Origin of the sequence: Planomonospora parontospora, assembly GCA_014647935.1 — a bacterium.
GTDB lineage: Bacteria > Actinomycetota > Actinomycetes > Streptosporangiales > Streptosporangiaceae > Planomonospora > Planomonospora parontospora.
In genome coordinates this window covers 58,998-78,202 of sequence record BMQD01000015.1, presented here as the reverse complement: position 1 = coordinate 78,202, position 19,205 = coordinate 58,998, and the positions used below count along the sequence as shown (strand labels likewise).

Below are 19,205 nucleotides of genomic sequence, written 5' to 3'. Positions count from 1 at the left end.
TGATCGACGTGGCCGTGCGGTGGCCGTGCCCGGGCGCGAGGGACAGGAACGCGCGCAGGGCCTGCGCGTGCAGCGGCGTGTAGGTGCGGTAGCCGTGGGCGGTGCGTCCGGCGGCGGGCAGGACGCCGGCGTCTTCGTAGTTCCTGATCGCCTGGGTGGACAGGCCGTGCTCCCGCGCCAGGTCCACCGGTCTCATGGATGCATCACCGATTGAGGGTCCATCACGGTCAGAGAGGGGATTTCTCCGAAAAGTTTACACCGAATGTTCAACGATACCGTTGAAGGCATGGACATCAAGGACACGGCCCGGCCGCTCGACGGCCCGGGCGTCTCGGCGTTCCTCCGGTCGCTTCCCGCCGAGCCCCTGCTGCTCGGCCTGGGCGAGGCCAGGCACTTCGTCGGGGAGCTGGGCGAGGCGCGCAACGAGATCTTCCGGCACCTGGTCGAGCAGGAGGGATACCGGTCGTTCGCCATCGAGAGCGACTGCCTCATGGGGCTCGTGGTCGACGACCACATCACGACGGGCGCGGGTGCGCTCGACGACGTCATGGAACGCGGCTTCAGCCACGGCTTCGGCGCGTCCCCGGCCAACCGCGAGCTCGTGCGCTGGATGCGGGCGTACAACGAGGAGCACGACGAGAAGCTCCGGTTCTTCGGGATCGACGGCCCCCTGGAGTACTGGGCGGCGAGCCCGCGCCAGGCGCTCACCGCCCTCTGCGACCTCCTCGACGGCCCGCTGCCCTGCAGCCGGGAGACCCTGGACACGCTGCTGGGCCCGGACGACCGGTGGGCGAGCGAGGCCGCGGTCAGGGACCCCTCCCGGTCGATCGGCCGGTCCGGCGAGGCCCGGCGGCTGCGGCTGATCGCCGACGACCTGGTGGCGCTGCTCGACACGCAGGCGCCGGGGCTGAGCGCGCAGGACCGGGAACGGGCGGAGCTGTACGGGCGCACCGCCGTCGGCCTGCTCCGCTACCACCACTGGATGGCCGACGCGTCCCCGGCACGGTGGACCCGGCTGTCGGCCCTGCGGGACGCGATGATGGCCGCCAACCTGCGTGCCGTCGCCGGGCGCGGCCCGGCCCTGGTCTTCGCCCACAACGTCCACCTGCAGCGGTACAAGAGCCGCATGCCGTTCGGCGACCAGGTGCTGGAGTGGTGGAGCGCGGGGGCGATCGCCGAAGCGCACCTGGGCGGCCGGTACGCCTTCCTGGCCTCGGCCTTCGGCACGGCCGGCGACGACGCTCCGCCCCCGGACACCGTCGAGGGCCTGCTGTCCGCGCTCCCGTGGGACCGCTGTCTCGTCGACGCCCGCCGCCTGGCCGAGGCCGTCACGGAGCCCGTCCCGCGCGTCTCCCGCGACTTCGCCTATTTCCCGCTGGACCCGGCCCGGCTCGACACGATCGACGGCGTCGTCTTCCTCGACCAGGCCGTCAGACTGGGCTGACAGGCGCATACGCGTCAGGCTGCGCCGGGGCAGTCGAACCTTCAGGGAGCCGGGGCTCAGGACCGGCCGCACGACGCGGGGCAGAACGCGACCTCGGGATGGCGCGACGAGGGCCCCTCCAGCAGGGGCTGCCGCCGCGACTTCAGGTGCCGGTCGAGAAAGGCCGCCACGTACGTGCGGGTGAGCTCGGCGGAGCGCGCCGCGGGCAGGGCGCCCGGGGCGGGCCTGATGCCGAGGGCGCCCGCCAGCAGCGGCAGGTCGGTGAAGGAATGGTGTTCGGCACGCGACAGCACGAGCCAGCGCTTCCACCCGGCCAGCAGTTCCCAGTCGCGGTCCCAGGAGGTGTCGCGGCCCCCGGGGACGTGCTGCGGCGCACCCATGAACATGAACGGCCGGGAGAAGCCGCTCCCGGGGATCCGGGCGTAGGTGGTGCCGTCCATGTCGATCCCGGCGCGTACGCGGGAGTCCGCCACCATGGTCGCCAGGGCGGCGGCACCGCCGATCGACTGACCTGCCATCGCGATCCGCGAGCGGTCGATCACCTCGGCGCCGTCCCACTCCGATGGCAACCGGTCGAGCACGAAGGAGACGTCGGCCGCCCGGCCCTGGACCACACCCGCGCCGAAGCCCGGGTCGGTGTCACTGTCACAGGCGAGGCATTCGGCGACCCGCCCGCCGGGGAGGGTCGTGGCGTAGCTCTCGTAGGGGTGGTCGATCCCGGCCACGACGTACCCGCGGCTGGCCAGGTCCTCGGCCAGGGACGTGAGCGTGCTCACCGGCTTGGTGAAGCCGGGGGAGAGCACCACCAGCGGGAGCCCCCGCCCCGCGGGGCCGGCGTCTTCGAGGGCGTTCGTCCGGGTCCTGCTCAGCGTGTCGTACGGCACGCCGGTGATCCTCGAGCGTTTCAGGAAGAGCTCCGACTCCTTCGCCGTCATGTACGGCGCGCGCCGCCCGTCCCGCCGCCCGGTCGGATACCACAGGGTGACCTTGAGCTCTCTGGCGCCGGCGTCGAGGTTCCAGGGGTCGGGGCGGGAGGTGTCCTTCAGGTAGAGGGCGGTGGTGCCGACCGGGTGGGCACCGGTGGGGGCGGGAAGGGCGGCGGTGCCGGTCGGCGTGGCCGACGGGACGGCGGACCGGGGCGGTGCGGGTGCGGAGCAGGCGGACGCGGCGAGGACGACCAGTCCCGCGGCGACCGCCAGGAGCTGTCTCATCTGATACCTCCGAGGAAACCCCCGCCTTCAGGCGGGGGAGGAATCGGATGCCTGCGGAGCAGGCAGGAGCAGGGGATTCGCCGCCCGGCGAACCGCCATATCGAACAACCATGCGCTCCTTAACCGAACACGCGATACGGTGTGAGGCGTGGCGCGGATCGTGAAGCGGGCCTACAAGTACCGCTTCCACCCGACCCCCGAGCAGGCTTGCGAGCTCGCCCGGACGTTCGACTGCGTCCGCTACGTCTACGACAAGGCCCTGGAGATGCGCTCCCGCGCCTACACGATCGAGGGCCGCAAGGTCTCCTACGTGGAGACGCCGGCGACGCTGACGGCGTGGAAACGCACCGAAGGGCTGGAGTTCCTGCCGGAGGTCTCCTCCGTGCCGCTGCAGCAGGCGCTGCGGCACCTGCAGGCGGCGTTCGCGAACTTCTTCGCCCGGCGGGCGAAGTACCCGGTGTTCAAGTCCCGCAAGAAGTCCCGCGCGAGCGCGGAGTACACCCGCTCGGCGTTCCGCTGGCGCGACGGCACGCTCACCCTGGCGAAGATGGACACGCCGCTGGACATCGTGTGGTCCCGGCCGTTGCCCGAGGGCGCCGAGCCGTCCACGGTCACCGTGTCCAAGGACGCGGCCGGGCGCTGGTTCGTCTCGATCCTCGCGGAAGAGACGATCCGGCCGCTGGAGCCGGTGGACGCCTCGGTGGGGGTGGACGCCGGGATCACCTCCCTGGTCACCCTGTCGACCGGCGAGAAGATCACCAACCCGAAGCATGAACGCCGCGACCGGCGACGCCTGGCCAAGGCCCAGCGCAACCTGTCGCGCAAGGCCAAGGGCAGTAGCAACCGGGCCGAGGCGCGACTCAAGGTCGCCCGCGCCCACGCCCGGATCACCGACCGCCGCCGCGACGTCCTGCACAAGCTCACCACCCGGCTCGTCCGTGAGAACCAAACGGTCGTGATCGAGGACCTGACCGTCCGCAACCTGGTCAAGAACCACAACCTGGCCCGCGCGATCTCGGATGCCTCCTGGCGGGAGCTGCGCTCCCTGCTGGAGTACAAGACCGCCTGGTACGGGCGGGACCTGGTCGTGGTCGACCGCTGGTTCCCCTCCAGCAGGCTGTGCTCGGCCTGCGGTGCGTTGCAGGAGACGATGCCGCTGGGCGTGCGGGAGTGGACCTGCGCCTGCGGGGCGGTCCACGACCGGGACGTCAACGCCGCGAAGAACATCCTCGCCGCCGGGCTGGCGGAGAGGTGAAACGCCTGTGGAGCCGGTGTAAGACCTCAAGAGGAGTCCTCCTCGGCGGGCGGTCGGCGGTGAAGCAGGAATCCCCTCCCTTCAGGGAGGGGAGCAGTCAAGAAGAGGTCCGTTCACTTGTGCGGTCACTTGTGCAGCAAGGCCAGGGCCTTGGTCAGGGCGGGGTCGCGCCCGGCGGCCGCGTCCTCGGCGGTCAGGGGCACGTGGTGGTCGGGCGGCACGCCGATCCGGTCGATCACCTGGCGGCGGGGTCCCAGGTGGCGCTTGGACGGGAAGGCCAGCAGGGTGTTGTTCGCCAGCAGGTACGACCGGGCCGGACCGGAGATCATGCCGGCGGTCCTGGTGCCGACCAGCCGGCCGGCGCGCAGGTCCTTGACCGCGGAGCCGAAGTGCTCGCAGGCCGAGGCGCAGCCGCGGTCGACGAGCACCACCAGCGGCAGGCCGAGCGGCTCGACGGTGTCGTCGGTCCGCAGGCTCTCGCACCTGTCGTCGGCGGTGCACTGGTAACCGGTGACCTTGCCGCGGGCGAACGCGCTCACCAGCCGGGTCGCCTCCGAGGGGCTGCCGCCGCCGTTGCCGCGCAGGTCCAGCACGACGCCGGACAGCGTCCGGCCGGTGCGCAGCCGGGAGACCGCCCGCAGGGCCCGGTCGGCGGAATCAGGAGCGAATCCGGCTATCCGTACGTAGGCGACATCGCCGTCCAGCAGCTTGGCCTGCACCGCCCGCAGGGTGGCCGGGTCCTGCGGGAAGAGGCCGGGTGCGAGCGTGACGGACCAGCGGCGGCCGGTGGTCTGCCGCAGCAGCCGCAGCCGGACCGGGCGGGCCTGCGGGTACTGCGGGTAGAGGGCCGCGATCGCGGGGCCGGCCCTGCCGTCGATGAAGGGCGCCGAGCCGTCGATGGACTCGATGACGTCGCCCGGGCGCAGTCCGGCGGCCTGCGCGGCGCCGCCCTGCACGGCGGTGACGAACAGCGGGGGGATGGTGGGGCCGGGGGCGCCGCTCGCCTCCGAGCCGGTGACGTTCGTCTGTAGGCCCAGGCCGTAGCCGTCGCCGTCGTAGTGGTCGGGGTGCCGCTGCCGCTCGATGTCGTGCGCCCAGCGGGCGTGGTCGTCGTCGAGGGCGGCCACGACGGCCTCGAGGGTGACGACGGCCAGTTCGTCGCGCAGGGCGGGGACCTGGTCGGTGGTCGTGCGGTAGGCGGCCTCGAAGGCGGCCCAGTCGGCCTTCCGGTCACCGGTCAGCGCCGGGATGGTCGCCTCGGGCACGTCGTGCCCGTTGCGGTTGAGCTCCCGGATCAGGGCGGCGAACCCGGCGGTCAGCAGCGCGCGGGCGTTCAGTGCGGCGCCGCCGTGGTGGTTGCCGAGGATGCAGAAGTACGCCTGCTCGACGACGTCGATCGTGGTGGGCGTCTCCGCTCCGGGGATCGCCCGGGGCGGCGCGCAGACCGCACCGGCCGCCGCGCCCGCCTGGCCGCGCGGCGGCGTCGGCGTGGTGCAGGCCGCCGCCAGCAGGAGGGCGAGCCCGGCGGCCGTGGTCCTGACGGCGGTCCTGACGGCGGTCATGTGCCCTCCACCGGTCGCCCGGCCGGAGTGCCGTGTCCGTCGACGGCCTCGATCGGCCCGGTCATGACAGCCGCCTGCGGATCCACCAGAAGCAGAACCCCGTGAGGCCGGCGGTGAGCAGGGCGTAGATCCCGGTCTCGATCCACTGGAAGGGCCAGAAGCGGTCGAGGGGGTGGTAGGTCGCCCGCTGCCGGTAGCCGAGGCGGCTGACCTCGGCCAGGCATGCGCCCATGTTCGGCGGTCCCGCCGCCGGCGCGCAGGGGCCCGACGTGGTGGAGACCTTGACGGGGCCCTCCTCGCCGCGGCCGGCGATGACGCGCCCGGACGGATCGAGGAGGTCGCTGGACAGGGCCCAGGCCCCGGCGTGCCCGGGAACGGCCGGCCCCAGCACGACGTGCGCGGATCCCGTGTCCCCCTGGATGCCGATGCCGGACACGTTCGCCTCGCTGATCTCGAAGGTCGACGTGACCGGGGGTATCAGGTGGGGCCGGACCAGCAGCGGCATGGCGAGCTGGATCGCGGCGAAGGCGGCCAGGGTGAGGGCCATGGCGGGCAGCGTGCGGCGCACCAGCATGCCCACGGTCACGCCGAGGACGAAGGCGAAGGCCGCATACCCCATCGGGGCGATGCCGCGGGCGCCGAAGACCAGGGGCGCCATCACGGCCAGTTCCGGGAAGGCCGACTTGTCCAGGGGGCCGGACCACCAGGTCACCACGAGGCCGCACAGGCAGGTGGCGGCCGCGGCGGTCAGGCCGATGAGCCCGAGCTTGACCGCCAGCCAGCGGCCGCGGGTGACGCTCTGGTTCCACACCAGCAGATGCGTGCCCGCCTCCAGCTCCCGGGCGATCAGCGGTGCGCCCCAGAAGAGCCCGACGAGGGCGGGCAGGAGCAGCACGACGAGGCTGACGGCCAGGAACGGCAGCTGGTACTCGTCGAAGAAGCGGTCGTAGAAGCGGGCGCAGGAGTCGTCCTGCGTGCAGGAGGCGATCCCGGTGGCGTAGCGGGAGGCCAGGTCCGGGCCGGTCAGCGTCAGGACGGCGGTGAGGACGACGAGCAGGGCGGCCGTCATCACGGCCGAACCGCGGAACTGGCGCCAGGTCAGCCAGATCATCGCTGCACCTCCAGGGCGGCGCGCCGGCTCTCGGCGGGAGGCCCGTCCATGTGGGCCAGGACGAGGTCCTCCAGGCTGAGCCGGCTGACCGTCCAGGCGGGGTCGTGGATGGGGGCGTCGGTGCGGACCACGTACGTGCTCTGCCGGTCGGTGTGGCTGGCGGAGACGACGTGCTGGTCGGCGGGGAGCCGGCCGGGGTCGCGGCGCGGGCCGGTGAGCCGGTGGTGGGTGGCCAGCAGCCTCTCGGTCTCCCCGGCGACCCGGACATGGGAGTCGACCAGCACGATCAGGTAGTCGCAGATCCGCTCCAGGTCGGAGACCAGGTGGGAGGAGAGCAGCACGCTGAACTCGTGCTCGGCGACGGCCTCCATCAGCCCCTGCAGGAACTCGCGGCGGGCCAGCGGGTCGAGCGCGGCGACCGGCTCGTCCAGGATCAGCAGCTCGGGCCGCTTGGCCAGGCCCAGGGTGAGGGCGAGCTGGGCGCGCTGGCCGCCCGACAGCCTGCCCGCCCGCTGGCCGGGGCCGAGGCCGAGCCGTGCGACGCGCTCCCGTGCCACGTCGGCGTCCCAGCGGGGGTTGAGTCGTTCCCCCAGCCGGAGGTGGTCGGCGACGGTCAGCCCCGCGTAGACGGGGGTGTCCTGGGCGACGAACCCGACCCTGGCCAGTTGCGCGGGCGTGGCCCCGGGACGGCCGCCGAGCACCGTGATGTCGCCGGCCGTCGGCTCGAGCTGGCCGCCGGCCAGCTTCAGCAGCGTGGTCTTGCCGGCCCCGTTGGGGCCCACCAGCCCGACGACGTGGCCCGCCGGGACGTCGACGGTGCAATCGCGCAGCGCCCAGCGCCTGCCGTACCTCTTGCCCAGTGCCCGGGCCTCTAAGACGGAAGTCACGCTATGTCCTCCTGAGCGGTGGTCCGAAAGGTGGTCGTGAAGAGGGCCTCGATGCTCTCGTCGTCGAGGCCGGCCCGGCGGGCCTTGGCCAGCCAGCGCTGCAGCTCCAGCCGGAGCGGTCCGTGCGCGGCCAGCGAGGTGTCGGTGAGCGTCTTCGTCACGAACGTCCCCACCCCCGGCCGGGCGGCGACCAGGCCCTCGTGCTCGAGTTCCCGGTAGGCCTTCAGGACGGTGTTGGGGTTGATCGCCAGCTGCGCGACCGCCTCCTTGACGGTCGGCAGCCGGTCTCCCTCGCGCAGCAGGCCGAGCCGGAGCGCGTGCCGTACCTGCTGGACCAGCTGCAGGTACGGCGAGACCCCGGACTTCGCATCCAGATGGAACTCGATCACCGGTATCTCCATTTATCTAGTCTCCTAGTACATTAGATATTGTCATATAAGGAACCCGTCAAGGAGGCATCCGGAAGGAGACTCGCCCGGGGCGCTGCGGGAAAGGGGGTGCGCTCGCCTGCGGCCGTCGGCGGATCCGCGCACCGGACGGGCGGCGGCGACCCTGCTCGGGGTGGCAGTCCCATGCGGGCAGGCCGGGCGCGCCGGGAGGAGCCGGCAGGCCTGGGGCCGTCCCCGTCCCGTTCACCCGCTTCCGGAAGCGAGGGGGCCGGGTGCCGGATGACGGGGCCGACGCGGGCATGTGGCGCAGGCGGTCGCGGAAATCACCGGGAGGCGGGATGGTCGCTGACGGCGCGCCGGGCGAGCGGCCACGGGTGGACGGGCGCGGGCCGGCGGATGGGGACGCGCTTGAAGCCCGTGCACGGAGGGCCGGGTGACGCGGGTGCGCATGCCGACGAAGGCGCCCGAGCCGGAGGCGTCGGCAGGAGGCGGTCGGCAGGGGGCGGTCGGCGGGGCGCCGACCGCTACGGGGTCAGGCCGGTGACCCGGGCGATGGCGTGCAGGACGCCGTGCTCGTTGTTGGAGCCGGCCAGGTAGCGGGCCCGTCCGATGACCTGCGGGTGGGCGTTGGCCATGGCGAAGGACCACTCGGCGGCGTCGAGCATCTCCAGGTCGTTGAGGTAGTCGCCGAAGACCATGGTCTGCGCGGGCGTGACGCCCAGCTCCTGCTGGAGCCGTCGCACGGCCGCGCCCTTGCCGGTGCCGGTGTGCATGACGTCCACCCAGTGCTCGCCGGAGACCACCACCTGGTGGGTCTCGTCGAACGGCTTCAACGCCGGCGCCGTGCTGTGCTCGGCCGTACCGAAGTCGAACAGGGCGATCTTGATGATGTCGTCGTCTACGGAGGCCAGGTCGTTCACCGGGGTCAGGAGGGCGTAGTACTTGACGGCCTCGGCCAGGAAGGCCGGGTCGGTGCGTTCCACGTAGGCGGTGCGCTTGCCGCAGACGACGGCGCCGATGTCCACGCCGTCCGCCGCCAGGTCGCGCGCGGCCGCCACGACGTCGCGGACGAACGGCGGCTCCAGCAGGTCGGAGCTGATCTCCTGGCCGTCGCGGACCACGAAGGCGCCGTTCTCGGCGATGAAGACCGTCCCGTCGAAGGCGTCCTTGAACTGCACGGCCAGCGAGGCGTACTGGCGGCCGCTGGCGGGGCAGAACAGCACGCCGCGGCTGCGCAGCCGCTCCAGCAGGGGCCACAGGTCCGCGGGGATCCGCCCGTCGTCGTCCAGGAGCGTGCCGTCCATGTCGGTGACGATCAGCCGGATGTCGGCGGGCAGGTCCGGCCGGTCGGCGGCCAGGGGCCGGGCGGGAGCGTTGCCGGGGTGTGTCACAGGCGTTCCTCGGGGTGGGGGCGGTCTTCGCATGCTACGTGCGGCGGTTCCGGGCCTCGGACGCGGGTCTCCCGGGAGGCTCGTCGGGCGCTCAGGTCGGGACCGGACCGCGTCGCCGCACCAGGGGGAGGTACACCTCGTCGACGATCTCGACGAGGACGTCGTCGGGCGCGGTGGGCGCTCCGCGCATGACGAACTCGTTGCGCAGCAGGACGATGGCCACGGTCGCCACCCGTGGGTGGAGCGCTTCGGGGGAGGCTTCGCCACGCGCGACCGCGCGGCCCAGGACGGTCAGCCAGGGGGCGGCCGCGGCGTCGCCGGACCGCCCCTGCAACTGCGCGAGGAGTTCCGAAGCGCCGCCGGCCGCGGCGAGCAGCTCGCGCAGGATCGCGCCGGAGGGCGAGCTCCAGTAGCGGTTCGCCTGGCGGAGCAGCTCCAGGACGTCGCCGCGCAGATCGCCGGTGTCGGGGGGCGGGGTCGTCGTGGCCAGCCGCCGGTAGGCGGCGACGCCCAGTGTGAGGCGGTTCGGCCAGCGGCGGTAGATGGCGTTCTTGTTGGTGCCGGCCCGGGCGGCGACCTTGTCCATGGTCAGCCCGGCGTATCCGGACTCGGCGAGCTCGTCGGTCGCGGCCCGCAGGATCGCCTCCTCGAGGGCGGCGCCGCGTCGCCGTGTCTGCCCGGCGCCTGAGCGCCTCATCGGATCGCCCGCCATGGCCCCTTCCTGGAACCGGTACCGACCGTACCTTCCCATTCTGGTTGGCATGCTCGCGTCCGGCAATTAGGGTACGTTCCGTACCTTAACCATCTGGCTGAGAGAAGACGGCACATGCGAGCCAAAGGCATCAGTTACGACACCGGCTTCGTCTACAAGGGAGCGATCGGCCATCCGCGCTTCGACCCGGAGGCGGTCGAGCGCGAGCTGCGCATCATCCGTGACGACCTGCACTGCACCGCGGTCCGCATCATGGGCGGCGATCCGGAACGGATGGAGCTCGCGGCGGCGCACGCCGCCGACCTCGGCCTGGAGGTCTGGTTCTCGCCCTATCCGCTGGAACTGACCGCAGACGAGATGCTGCCGCTGTTCGCCGACTGCGCCGCCCGGGCGGAGCGGCTCAGGCGGCGGGGCGCCGAGATCGTGTTCGTCACCGGTGCCGAGCTCAGCCTGATGAACAGGGGGTTCCTGCCCGGCGACGGCATCGACGAGCGGATCGAGCTGCTGAGCCGGCCGCACCGGTCGCGGGAGCGGATCGGCGAGGTCGGCGCACGGGTCAACGACTTCCTCGGCAGGGCCGTGGCACTCGTCCGCGAGCGCTTCGGCGGCCGGGTGACCTATGCCTCCGTACCGCTCGAGCGCGTCGACTGGGCCCCGTTCGACATCGTGTCCGTGGACCTCTACCGGTCGGCCGAGATCGCCGGCCACTTCGCCGAGGGCGTCCGCGAGCTCGTCGCGCAGGGAAAACCGGTCGCGATCACCGAGTTCGGTGCGGCCTGCTACCGGGGCGCCGGAGAGAGGGGCGCCCGCGGCCTGGAGATCGTCGAATACGACGCGGTCACCCGCGCTCCTGTCCGGCTGAACGGCGAGTACGCCCGCGACGAGGCAGGGCAGGCCGCCTACCTGTGCGAGCTGCTGGAGGTCTTCGACGCCGGAGGCGTCGACGGCGCCTTCGTGTTCACCTTCGCGCTGCACGACCACCCGTACCGTCCCGGCGGTGACCCCCGAGAGGACCTGGACTTGGCCAGTTACGGCATCGTCAAGGTCTACGAGGACCGCCTCGGAGCCGCCTACCCCGGCCTGCCGTGGGAGCCCAAGGCCGCGTTCGCCGCCCTCGCCGCCTACTACCGGGACCCGGGCTGAGGCATGATCGCTGTGGCGGCCCCGCCCGGTGGGCGCCGGGAGAGGGGGCCTCATGGGGATTTCCGCCTACCTGGAGTGGCTGCGGCGGTACGTGGGGCACGACCTGCTGCTGATGCCGGCGGTGACGGCGGTCATCGGCGACGGCGAGGGCCGTTTCCTGCTGGTGGAGGACATCGACACCGGCCGGTGGATGCTGCCCGGCGGGGCGGTCGACCCCGGTGAGGGACCGGCGGACGCCCTCGTCCGGGAGATGCGGGAGGAACTCGGCATCGAGGTCGAGCCGACGGCCGTACTGGGGGTGTTCGGCGGCCCGGAGTTCGTCGCCGAGTACCGCAACGGCGACCGGGTCGCGTACGTGGCGACGGTGTTCGCCTGCCGGATCGTCGCCGGTGAACCGGTGCCCGACGGAGAGGAGGTCGCCCGCTTCCGCTTCGCCGCCCCGGGAGAGTACGACGGGATGCCCATGGCGCCGACGATGCGTCACATCCTGGCCCGGATCGACCCGGCCTCACCCGAGGCCTGGTTCGATCCGCCCGCCCCGCGGCGGTGCGGTTCCTCGTAGGGCCGGTGACGATCCGGGCTGCACGCACCCACCTCATTCACACATTCACCCACCGTAACGGACCGAATGCTGATAGACACATCCGTGCGGGCGGGGACGCCACAGGGGGAGGACCCGTGTTCGCATCCGGGGACGCGGGTGCCTCGGTCGTCGGCGCACGGCGACCAAAGCACCCGCGTCCCCGGTGGCCTTGCGGCAGCCAGGCCACATCCACCGCACAGGACGGCCGAGTCCCCGGGACGGTCCACCGGCCGGTGCGGGCGGCCCACGCGACGGACGCGTGGCAGCCGGACATCCGGAGGCGTCATGGAGATTCCCGCTCAGCTCGTGTGCCGCACCTGCACCCGCGTCCTGGTGGCCGAGGGCGGAGCCGACGGCGGCGTCTACACCCCGGCCCGGGGCCGGCTCATCGTCGCACGCGGCTACTGCCTCTGCCCGGCTCCCGGTGAGCCCTCCGTGGACCAGCCGACCGCGGCCTTCCCGGCGGCGAGGGAGGACTCCGCCGGCCCGTTGGTGCCGTCGCCCCGACCGGCGGACGCCCCGGCCGGCTGAGCCGGCCATCCGGCGCCGGAGGGTGCCGGCCGCTTCCTGCCGGAGGGCGCCGGAGACGCCGCGGACACGAAATCGTACGCTTCATTCCACGCCGAGGCTGCCCGGGCGTTATACGGCGGTGATCGTTGGTAGGGGTGATGGACACGTGACACCCACCCTGCAGGCAGGAACTTCTACGATGACATCCCCGACCGGCTCCGGCCACCGCCCGAACCTGACCGTTTCCCTCGTCCGGCGTGAGCAGATCGTCGTGGTTCGTCTGGGCGGAGAGCTCGACCTGCACACCGTGCCGATCCTGCGCGATGCGCTGGAGTCGGGCGCCGTCTGGGGTCCGCCCGCCACCCGCGCGGTGATCCTGGACCTGAGCGGGATCACCTTCTGCGACTCGTCCGGACTGGGTGAACTGATCGCGACGATGAAACACGGCCAGGCCGCCGGCATCCGGTTGCTGCTCAGCGCGGTGCCCGCCGTGATGGCCCGGCTGCTGGCCATCACGGGTCTGGACAAGGCGTTCATCATCTGTCCCGACACCGATGAGGCCCTCCGCCGGGCCGCGGAGAGCTGACCCCGCCGGTGCCCCGGCAGGCCGCGCCCGGCCGTGCGGTCACAGCAGGCCGACGACGGTGACGGTGCGCGGCGGCGAGGCCGAGGGTTCGCAGTCGGCGTCACCGGAGTAGATGGCGGTGATCTGGTGGGCGCCGCGGCTGCGGAAGGCGGTGATCAGCACGGCTGCGCCGGCGAGCACCGGGACCGTGCCCAGGGTGACGGCGCCGTCCATGAAGCGGACGGTGCCGGTGGGGATGTCGGAGTCGCAGGTGACGCGGGCGGTGAGGGTGACGGGCAGGAAGACGAGGGCCGGGTTGGGCACGGCGAGGACCTGGACGCTGGAGATGCCCTTGTTGACGGTCAGGAGCAGGGGAGGGGAGACCGCGGGCGGGCAGGTGCCGTCGCCGGAGTAGACGGCGGTGATCTGGTGGTCGCCGGCGTCCAGGCCGCTGGTGGTGAGGACGGCGGTGCCGGCCGCGTTGAGCGGGCGGGTGCCGAGCAGGGCGGCGCCGTCGTAGAAGCGGACGGTGCCGGCCGGGGTGCCGGTGGTGCAGGCGACCTGGGCGGTGAGGGCGACGGGCCGGTGGACCTGGGCCGGATCGGGGCTGGCGGTGAGGGTCACCGCCGAGGAGACGGGGACGGCGGCGACCGCCACCCCGCGCGGGTCGTCGCCGGCGGTGACGGTGTCGACCACGGTGCCGGTGGCCGTGTCGATGACCGAGACCGTGCCACCGTCCTCATGGGTGACGTAGACGGTGGCGCCGTCCGGGCTGACCGCCGCGTCGTACGGGTCGGCGCTGACGGTGATGGTGGCGGTCACGGTGCCGGTGGCCGTGTCGATCACCGAGACCGTACCGCCGCTGTTGCCGGGGACGTAAGCGGTGGCGCCGTCCGGGGTGACCGCCACAGCGTACGGGCTGTTGCCGACGGTGATGGTGGCGGTCACGGTGCCGGTGGCCGTGTCGATCACCGAGACCGTACCGTCACCGGGGTTGGCGACGTAGGCGGTGGCGCCGTCCGGACCGAAGGCCACGCTGATCGGGCGGTCGTCGACGTCGATGGTGGCGGTCACGGTGCCGGTGGCCGTGTCGATCACCGAAACCGTGTCGTCGGACTGGTTGACGACGTAGGCGGTGGCGCCGTCCGGGCTGACCGCGACCCCGAGCGGGTCGTTGCCGACGGTGATGGTGGCGGTCACGGTGTTGGTGGTCGTGTCGATGACCGACACCGTGCCGCCGTTGCTGTTGGAGACGTAGGCGGTGGTGCCGTCGGGGGTGACCGCCACGCCGTACGGGCTGTTGCCGACGGTGATGGTGGCGGTCACGGTGTTGGTGGTCGTGTCGATGACCGACACCGTGTCGTCGTCGGCGTTGGGGACGTAGGCGGTGGTGCCGTCGGGGGTGACCGCCACCCGGTACGGGTCGTTGCCGACGGTGATGGTGGCGGTCACGGTGTTGGTGGTCGTGTCGATGACCGACACCGTGCCGTCACCGCCGTTGACGACGTAGGCCAGGGTGAGGAGCGCGGCGGACGCGTCGGCCGTGGCCGCGGCGGCGCGGCGGGCGGGTCCGGAGCGCAGGAAGGGGAGGCGGAGCGGTGAACCGGCGGGCATGGGGAAGGCCCCCTTCTGGATGGCTACGGCGTCCCGCCGGGCGGTCGTCTACGCGGTCGGCACCTGCGGTGATTCACCGTAAATGATCGTCTGATTACCAAAGGTAATGATTTACGGTCGGGCCGCAAGGGCGCGTTACATAGACGTGTCGTGATCGTTAGGCCTGTGGCCTGCATAAACGTGCGAAATCGGCTCTTTTGGCCCACTGGCTGGTAACCGCCGCCCCGCAGGGCCGGACAGTTGGCTGGTAACCGTCGCGCCGTAGGGCCGTACGGTGACCGCCGTGGGTCGGCCGCCGTCACGCTGGGGGGCCGGGTCGCGGAACGGAGTGCCCGTCACCGGCTCGCGGTCATGCGTCCCAGGCGACCGGGAGGCTCTTGACCCCGTGGATGTCCGCGGCCTCCGGGCGCAGGGCGACCTCTTCGGCCGGTACGGCCAGACGCAGCGAGGGGAAGCGGCGGACCAGCGCGGGGAGCGCGACCCGCATCTCGACGCGGGCCAGCTGCTGCCCGAGGCACTGGTGGATACCGTGGCCGAAGGCCAGGTGGCTGCCGTCGTTCCGGCGCAGGTCGAGCACGTGGGGGTCGGGGAAGCGCTCGGGGTCGCGGTTGGCGGTGTTGAGGGACAGGATGAGCGTCGTGCCGGCCGTGATGGTGTGGCCGCCCAGCTCGACGTCCTCCAGAGCGACCCGGTGGAACTGCTTGGCGACGCTCAGATAGCGCAGCAGCTCTTCGACGGCCCGGTCGGCGAGCGCGGGCTCGGCGCGCAGCGCGGCGAGCTGGTCCGGGTTGCGCAGGAGGGCGAAAGCGCCCAGGGCCAGCGTGTTGGCGGTGGTGTCGAACCCGGCCGCCAGCAGGATCAGGGCGATGCCCCGCAGTTCCTCGTCGGTCAGATCGCTGTCGAGCAGGTCGCTGAGCACGTCGTCGGTGGGGTCGGCGCGCTTGGCGGCCACCAGCTCCGAGAGGTAGGCCTGGACCGCGGTGTAGGCCGCGATCAGCTCCTCGTCGCTGGTCTCCCCGTTCATGAATCCGTCGATGTTCTCCTGGAAGCGGCCCCGGTCCGCGTACGGCACGCCCAGCAGTTCGCAGATCACGATGACGGGGATGGGCTTGGCGAACGCGGTCACCAAGTCGGCCGGCGGTCCGGCCTGCGCCATGGCGTCCAGGTGCTCGGCGGTGATCTGCTCGATGCGTTCGGTGAGTAGCCGCATCCGCCGGGCGGTGAACTTGCCCGCCAGCGGTTTGCGGTACCGGCTGTGCTGGGGTTCGTCCATGAGCAGGAACTCGCCGGGCGGCGCCGGGGGGACCTCGATGTCGCCGTAGTCGATGAGCGGGTGGTGGCGCATGAGCTCCTTGCGGGAGCTGAACCGCGCATCGGCCAGGGCCGACCGGACCAGGTCATAGCCGGTGACCAGCCAGCCCTGGTGCCCGCTGGGGAAGGGGAGGCGGCTGATCGGGCCGTGCTCGCGGGCCTGGGTCAGCTCCTCGGGCGGGTCGAAGGGGCAGCCGGGCCGGCGCTCCGCCGGCATCGCCGTGACGGTGTGCAGGGATTCGCTCATGATCTCTCCTCGTTTCGGGGGGAGTGCGTCTTCGGTGAAGGTGGAAGCCGCGTTCGATCCGGATCGGGGCGGGCGCGGGTGAAAGGGCTAGGAGATCTTGCGGCGGTAGGTGTTCATGGCGAAGGCGTACGCGATGACGAGGATGCCGACGCACCAGGCCAGGGCGATCCAGATGTCGGCACCGACCGGCTGCCGGGTGAACAGGTCGCGCAGGGCGTTGACGACGGAGGTCACCGGCTGGTGTTCGGCGAAGGCGCGCACCGGGCCGGGCATGGTGTCGGTGGGCACGAAGGCCGAGCTGAGGAACGGCAGGAACAGGAGCGGGTAGGAGAACGCGCTCGCGCCTTCCACGGTCTTGGCGGTCAGGCCGGGGATGACGGCGATCCAGGTCAGTGCCAAGGTGAACAGGATCAGGATGCCGGCGGCCGCGAGCCATGCCGGCGCTCCCGCCGCCGAGCGGAAGCCCATGAGCAGGGCGACGAGCACGACGACCACCAGTGAGACCGCATTGGCGACCAGCGAGGTCAGCACGTGCGCCCACAGCACCGACGAGCGTGCGGTCGGCATGGACTGGAAGCGCTCGAAGATGCCGCCTTTCATGTCCATGAACAGCCGGTAGGCGGTGTAGGCGATGCCCGAGGCGACCGTGATGAGGAGGATGCCGGGCAGCAGGTAGTTCACATACGAGTCCGACCCGGTGTCGATCGCGCCGCCGAAGACGTAGACGAACATCAGCATCATGGCGATCGGCATGACCGCCGTCGTGACGATGGTGTCCGGGCTGCGCGCGATGTGGCGCAGGGACCGTCCCAGCAGGACGGCGGTGTCGCCGAGGAAGTGCTTGGTCATCATGGTTCCTTATGCCTTCGTGCCGACGAGGGTGAGGAAGACGTCCTCGAGGGTCGGCTGCTTCTCGACGTATTCGACCTTGGCGGGCGGCAGCAGCCGCTTGAGCTCGGCCAGGGTGCCGTTGACGATGATCCGGCCCTGGTGGAGGATCGCGATCCGGTCGGCGAGGTGTTCGGCCTCGTCCAGGTACTGCGTGGTGAGCAGCACCGTCGTGCCGCGGTCGGCGAGTTCCCGGACGGCCTGCCAGACCTCGATGCGCGCCTGGGGGTCGAGCCCGGTGGTCGGCTCGTCGAGGAAGATGACCGGCGGGTCGCCGATCAGGCTCATCGCGATGTCGAGGCGGCGGCGCATGCCACCCGAATACGTCGACACCCTCCGCGTGCCCGCCTCGGTCAGCGAGAAGCGCTCCAGCAGGTCGTCGGCGATCTTTCCCGGGTGCTCGAGGTGCCGCAGCCGGGCGACCAGCACGAGGTTCTCCCGCCCGGTGAGGATCTCGTCGACGGCGGCGAACTGTCCGGTGAGGCTGATGGACTCGCGCACGTCGGCGGCCTGCGTGGCGACGTCGAAGCCGTTCACGCGGGCCGTGCCCGCGTCGGCCCTGAGCAGCGTGGACAGGATCTTCACGACCGTGGTCTTGCCCGCCCCGTTCGAGCCGAGCAGGGCGAAGACGCCGCCCCGCGCCACGTCGAAGTCCACGCCGCGCAGCACCCGCAGCTCCTTGTACGACTTCTCCAGACCCTGCACGCGGATCGCCGGTTCCTGGACCTGATCGACTGTCATCCGTCCGTCCGTTCTCTGTTCCGTCACGGCTCGTCGCCCGTGGCGTGATCGGCGGCGCGGTCGATGGCGTCGGCCAGCCGCTCCCGCTCCCGGTGGATCCACTGGCCCTCGGGGTAGTTGCGGAGGAACGTCTCGGCGAACTCCACCGGGTCCTCGCCGACGACTTCGCGGATCGGGATCCCGTCCGCCGCGCTCTGCTCGAAGAGGTCGGCGAGGTCGTCCAGCATCGCCAGCAGGCTGTCGGCCTTCCCCGGGCCGAAGAACTGCATGTACCGCTCCAGCGCGTCGACCGCCGTGCGGTAGTCCGCGGGGAGCGCTCTGACGCGCGCCTTGTGGCGCCGGTAGCGCCGCTTGTCCTCCAGCGGCCCGGTCACCGTCTCCAGGTACTGCAGGTAGCGGTTCTTCTGCTCGTTCGACTCTGCGGTCATGTCTGCTTGCCTCCTTCGCGGAGCTGTTCGAGCCGTTCTGCGAGGAAGCTCCAGGTCCTCCAGAACTCGTCGAGGTACTCCCGGCCCTGGGCGTTGAGGGAGTACACCTTGCGCGGCGGCCCCTTCTCGGACGGGACCTTCTCCACGTCGACCAGGCCGCGCTGCTCGACCCTGACCAGCAGCGCGTAGATGGTGCCCTCGGCGATGTCGGAGAAGCCCTGATCCCGCAGCCGCGCCGTGATCTCGTAGCCGTACGCGGGCCGGCCGGACAGGATCGCCAGGACGATGCCCTCCAGCGTCCCCTTGAGCATCTCCGTCATCTGCTTGCCCATGGCGGCACCCCCCTCCAGCTACTTGGTGTCACTGACTACTGGTACAAAGTAACACTTACTACCACTACCTAGCAACACTTAATAGCTCGGAGGGGGCCGAGACCGCGAACCCGGCCACGAACGCCGCAGTCCCTGGACACCTCGTGGCACCCACCATCACCGGCCGTGCTGACACCGGGCCGTCGCCGTGCTGACACGGCCGCTCCGGCGGCGCCGCTCGCGGGGGCAGGGGCTGATGGGGCGGCGCGGGAAGGCCGCCGCGGACGGGACCGCCCGGGCGCGATGCCGTTCCGCGGCCGGAGAAAAAGAAAATCCCCATCAGCGCAGGACAGCGTCCGGTGGCGGGCGCACTCCCGACCGCATGGTTAGGGAAAAGGATCCGGACGGCGTACGGTGAAAGCAGCGGTCACCGCCTGCGGGTGTTCTACCTGCGCGCGAAGTCTCCATCCGCCGTGGATCGGGAAACCCCCGCATGACCTTCCTCTCGATCACCGTGAGCGATCACCGCGCATTCTCGGTGGTCACCCTGAACGGTGAACTCGACACCCTTTCCGCCGGACGTCTGAGCCAGGTGATCGAGCGGGCCCTCGCCTGCGGCCGCGTGCATCTCGTCGTGGACACCGCCGGCCTGAGATTCTGCGACTCCTGCGGCCTGCGGACGCTGATCGCCGCATGGCGGCGGACGGACGAGCAGGGCGGGAGCCTGCGCCTGGTCCGGGTGCACGGCCCGCTGGGCCGCCTACTGGAACTGACCGGACTGAGCACGCTGTTCCCCACCGGCGGCACGTTCGACCGGCAGGCGACCGCACCGGCCGGCGCCGGACACACCGGCCTGGCCCGCGCACAGCCCGTCCGCGCCCGGATCGACCACCTCTGACACG

The 19,205-nt window shown here is 71.8% G+C and carries 19 protein-coding genes and 2 pseudogenes; 7 read left to right on the top strand and 14 right to left on the bottom strand.

Going from position 1 to position 19,205, the window contains the following annotated elements; translation table 11 throughout:
- Window positions 1-106: 106 nt before the first annotated feature.
- Window positions 107-196: pseudogene (locus tag IEZ07_RS36350) on the bottom strand (MerR family DNA-binding transcriptional regulator); the annotation flags it as partial.
- Window positions 197-286: 90 nt separating this feature from the next.
- Between IEZ07_RS36350 and IEZ07_RS22860 the strand changes: the two are divergent.
- Window positions 287-1,444 (top strand): erythromycin esterase family protein, encoded by a 1,158-nt coding sequence (locus IEZ07_RS22860; RefSeq protein WP_239320513.1) that lies wholly within the window; start codon window positions 287-289, stop codon window positions 1,442-1,444.
- Between the two features lie 56 nt (window positions 1,445-1,500).
- Here IEZ07_RS22860 and IEZ07_RS22855 read toward each other — a convergent pair whose 3' ends face one another.
- Window positions 1,501-2,655, bottom strand: a complete 1,155-nt coding sequence (locus tag IEZ07_RS22855; protein ID WP_191896598.1) for an alpha/beta hydrolase family protein — start codon at window positions 2,653-2,655, stop codon at window positions 1,501-1,503.
- A gap of 148 nt (window positions 2,656-2,803) precedes the next feature.
- Here IEZ07_RS22855 and IEZ07_RS22850 point away from each other — a divergent pair.
- Window positions 2,804-3,981, top strand: a pseudogene (locus IEZ07_RS22850) (RNA-guided endonuclease InsQ/TnpB family protein); the annotation flags it as partial.
- Window positions 3,982-4,035: 54 nt separating this feature from the next.
- Here IEZ07_RS22850 and IEZ07_RS22845 read toward each other — a convergent pair.
- The 6 genes from IEZ07_RS22845 to IEZ07_RS22820 all read right to left on the bottom strand — a co-directional run bounded on the left by IEZ07_RS22845 (window position 4,036) and on the right by IEZ07_RS22820 (window position 9,947).
- Window positions 4,036-5,472, bottom strand: a complete 1,437-nt coding sequence (locus IEZ07_RS22845) for a S41 family peptidase (RefSeq protein ID WP_191896596.1) — start codon at window positions 5,470-5,472, stop codon at window positions 4,036-4,038.
- Between the two features lie 61 nt (window positions 5,473-5,533).
- Window positions 5,534-6,583, bottom strand: coding sequence for an ABC-2 membrane transporter-related protein (locus IEZ07_RS22840; RefSeq protein ID WP_191896595.1), 1,050 nt, complete (start codon window positions 6,581-6,583; stop codon window positions 5,534-5,536).
- Window positions 6,580-7,470: an ABC transporter ATP-binding protein gene (locus tag IEZ07_RS22835; RefSeq protein WP_191896594.1), complete on the bottom strand. Its 891-nt coding sequence runs from the start codon at window positions 7,468-7,470 to the stop codon at window positions 6,580-6,582. Before IEZ07_RS22835 ends, IEZ07_RS22840 begins: the two co-directional genes overlap by 4 nt.
- Window positions 7,467-7,859, bottom strand: a complete 393-nt coding sequence (locus IEZ07_RS22830; RefSeq protein ID WP_301549339.1) for a GntR family transcriptional regulator — start codon at window positions 7,857-7,859, stop codon at window positions 7,467-7,469. The genes IEZ07_RS22835 and IEZ07_RS22830 overlap by 4 nt, the downstream gene beginning before the upstream one ends.
- 524 nt (window positions 7,860-8,383) lie before the next feature.
- Window positions 8,384-9,250 carry a Cof-type HAD-IIB family hydrolase gene (locus tag IEZ07_RS22825; RefSeq protein ID WP_204054574.1) on the bottom strand — a complete coding sequence of 289 codons (867 nt, stop codon included), beginning with the start codon at window positions 9,248-9,250 and terminating at the stop codon, window positions 8,384-8,386.
- Between the two features lie 91 nt (window positions 9,251-9,341).
- The gene (locus IEZ07_RS22820; protein WP_204054575.1) at window positions 9,342-9,947 is read right to left on the bottom strand and encodes a TetR/AcrR family transcriptional regulator; all 606 of its coding nucleotides are present in this window, start codon (window positions 9,945-9,947) and stop codon (window positions 9,342-9,344) included.
- A gap of 129 nt (window positions 9,948-10,076) precedes the next feature.
- Between IEZ07_RS22820 and IEZ07_RS22815 the strand changes: the two genes are divergently transcribed.
- The 4 genes from IEZ07_RS22815 to IEZ07_RS22800 all read left to right on the top strand — a co-directional run bounded on the left by IEZ07_RS22815 (window position 10,077) and on the right by IEZ07_RS22800 (window position 12,784).
- The gene (locus IEZ07_RS22815; protein WP_191896590.1) at window positions 10,077-11,105 is read left to right on the top strand and encodes a glycoside hydrolase family 113 protein; all 1,029 of its coding nucleotides are present in this window, start codon (window positions 10,077-10,079) and stop codon (window positions 11,103-11,105) included.
- Between the two features lie 52 nt (window positions 11,106-11,157).
- Entirely contained in the window at window positions 11,158-11,667 is a 510-nt protein-coding gene (locus tag IEZ07_RS22810) for an NUDIX domain-containing protein (protein ID WP_275413858.1), read from the top strand.
- 306 nt (window positions 11,668-11,973) lie between these two features.
- Window positions 11,974-12,219, top strand: a complete 246-nt coding sequence (locus IEZ07_RS22805; RefSeq protein ID WP_068900817.1) for a hypothetical protein — start codon at window positions 11,974-11,976, stop codon at window positions 12,217-12,219.
- A gap of 178 nt (window positions 12,220-12,397) precedes the next feature.
- Window positions 12,398-12,784 carry an STAS domain-containing protein gene (locus IEZ07_RS22800; protein WP_191896589.1) on the top strand — a complete coding sequence of 129 codons (387 nt, stop codon included), beginning with the start codon at window positions 12,398-12,400 and terminating at the stop codon, window positions 12,782-12,784.
- A 39-nt stretch (window positions 12,785-12,823) separates the two neighbouring features.
- On the opposite strand, the gene IEZ07_RS22795 is transcribed toward IEZ07_RS22800, so the two are convergent.
- The 6 genes from IEZ07_RS22795 to IEZ07_RS22770 all read right to left on the bottom strand — a co-directional run bounded on the left by IEZ07_RS22795 (window position 12,824) and on the right by IEZ07_RS22770 (window position 18,324).
- Window positions 12,824-14,377: an Ig-like domain repeat protein gene (locus tag IEZ07_RS22795; protein WP_191896588.1), complete on the bottom strand. Its 1,554-nt coding sequence runs from the start codon at window positions 14,375-14,377 to the stop codon at window positions 12,824-12,826.
- Between the two features lie 349 nt (window positions 14,378-14,726).
- Window positions 14,727-15,935, bottom strand: coding sequence for a cytochrome P450 (locus IEZ07_RS22790; RefSeq protein ID WP_191896587.1), 1,209 nt, complete (start codon window positions 15,933-15,935; stop codon window positions 14,727-14,729).
- A gap of 87 nt (window positions 15,936-16,022) precedes the next feature.
- A complete protein-coding gene (locus IEZ07_RS22785; protein ID WP_191896586.1) occupies window positions 16,023-16,784 on the bottom strand; it encodes an ABC transporter permease in 762 nt (253 codons plus the stop codon).
- Between the two features lie 9 nt (window positions 16,785-16,793).
- Window positions 16,794-17,564 carry an ABC transporter ATP-binding protein gene (locus tag IEZ07_RS22780; RefSeq protein WP_191896585.1) on the bottom strand — a complete coding sequence of 257 codons (771 nt, stop codon included), beginning with the start codon at window positions 17,562-17,564 and terminating at the stop codon, window positions 16,794-16,796.
- Between the two features lie 23 nt (window positions 17,565-17,587).
- On the bottom strand, window positions 17,588-17,992 hold the full coding sequence (locus tag IEZ07_RS22775) for a DUF1048 domain-containing protein (RefSeq protein WP_191896584.1): 405 nt from the start codon (window positions 17,990-17,992) through the stop codon (window positions 17,588-17,590).
- A complete protein-coding gene (locus IEZ07_RS22770) occupies window positions 17,989-18,324 on the bottom strand; it encodes a PadR family transcriptional regulator (RefSeq protein ID WP_068900827.1) in 336 nt (111 codons plus the stop codon). Before IEZ07_RS22770 ends, IEZ07_RS22775 begins: the two co-directional genes overlap by 4 nt.
- 472 nt (window positions 18,325-18,796) lie before the next feature.
- Between IEZ07_RS22770 and IEZ07_RS22765 the strand changes: the two genes are divergently transcribed.
- Window positions 18,797-19,201: an STAS domain-containing protein gene (locus IEZ07_RS22765; protein ID WP_191896583.1), complete on the top strand. Its 405-nt coding sequence runs from the start codon at window positions 18,797-18,799 to the stop codon at window positions 19,199-19,201.
- The last annotated feature ends 4 nt before the right edge of the window (window positions 19,202-19,205 follow it).

Bases quoted from the DNA above. Each gene is read 5' to 3' on its own strand.
- IEZ07_RS22790 (WP_191896587.1), bottom strand. From the start codon at position 15,935: ATGAGCGAATCCCTGCACACCGTCACGGCGATGCCGGCGGAGCGCCGG.
- IEZ07_RS22775 (WP_191896584.1), bottom strand. From the start codon at position 17,992: ATGACCGCAGAGTCGAACGAGCAGAAGAACCGCTACCTGCAGTACCTG.
- IEZ07_RS22810 (WP_275413858.1), top strand. From the start codon at position 11,158: ATGGGGATTTCCGCCTACCTGGAGTGGCTGCGGCGGTACGTGGGGCAC.
- IEZ07_RS22860 (WP_239320513.1), top strand. From the start codon at position 287: ATGGACATCAAGGACACGGCCCGGCCGCTCGACGGCCCGGGCGTCTCG.
- IEZ07_RS22805 (WP_068900817.1), top strand. From the start codon at position 11,974: ATGGAGATTCCCGCTCAGCTCGTGTGCCGCACCTGCACCCGCGTCCTG.
- IEZ07_RS22840 (WP_191896595.1), bottom strand. From the start codon at position 6,583: ATGATCTGGCTGACCTGGCGCCAGTTCCGCGGTTCGGCCGTGATGACG.
- IEZ07_RS22815 (WP_191896590.1), top strand. From the start codon at position 10,077: ATGCGAGCCAAAGGCATCAGTTACGACACCGGCTTCGTCTACAAGGGA.
- IEZ07_RS22820 (WP_204054575.1), bottom strand. From the start codon at position 9,947: ATGAGGCGCTCAGGCGCCGGGCAGACACGGCGACGCGGCGCCGCCCTC.
- IEZ07_RS22780 (WP_191896585.1), bottom strand. From the start codon at position 17,564: ATGACAGTCGATCAGGTCCAGGAACCGGCGATCCGCGTGCAGGGTCTG.
- IEZ07_RS22770 (WP_068900827.1), bottom strand. From the start codon at position 18,324: ATGGGCAAGCAGATGACGGAGATGCTCAAGGGGACGCTGGAGGGCATC.
- IEZ07_RS22785 (WP_191896586.1), bottom strand. From the start codon at position 16,784: ATGACCAAGCACTTCCTCGGCGACACCGCCGTCCTGCTGGGACGGTCC.
- IEZ07_RS22845 (WP_191896596.1), bottom strand. From the start codon at position 5,472: ATGACCGCCGTCAGGACCGCCGTCAGGACCACGGCCGCCGGGCTCGCC.
- IEZ07_RS22855 (WP_191896598.1), bottom strand. From the start codon at position 2,655: ATGAGACAGCTCCTGGCGGTCGCCGCGGGACTGGTCGTCCTCGCCGCG.
- IEZ07_RS22765 (WP_191896583.1), top strand. From the start codon at position 18,797: ATGACCTTCCTCTCGATCACCGTGAGCGATCACCGCGCATTCTCGGTG.
- IEZ07_RS22800 (WP_191896589.1), top strand. From the start codon at position 12,398: ATGACATCCCCGACCGGCTCCGGCCACCGCCCGAACCTGACCGTTTCC.
- IEZ07_RS22795 (WP_191896588.1), bottom strand. From the start codon at position 14,377: ATGCCCGCCGGTTCACCGCTCCGCCTCCCCTTCCTGCGCTCCGGACCC.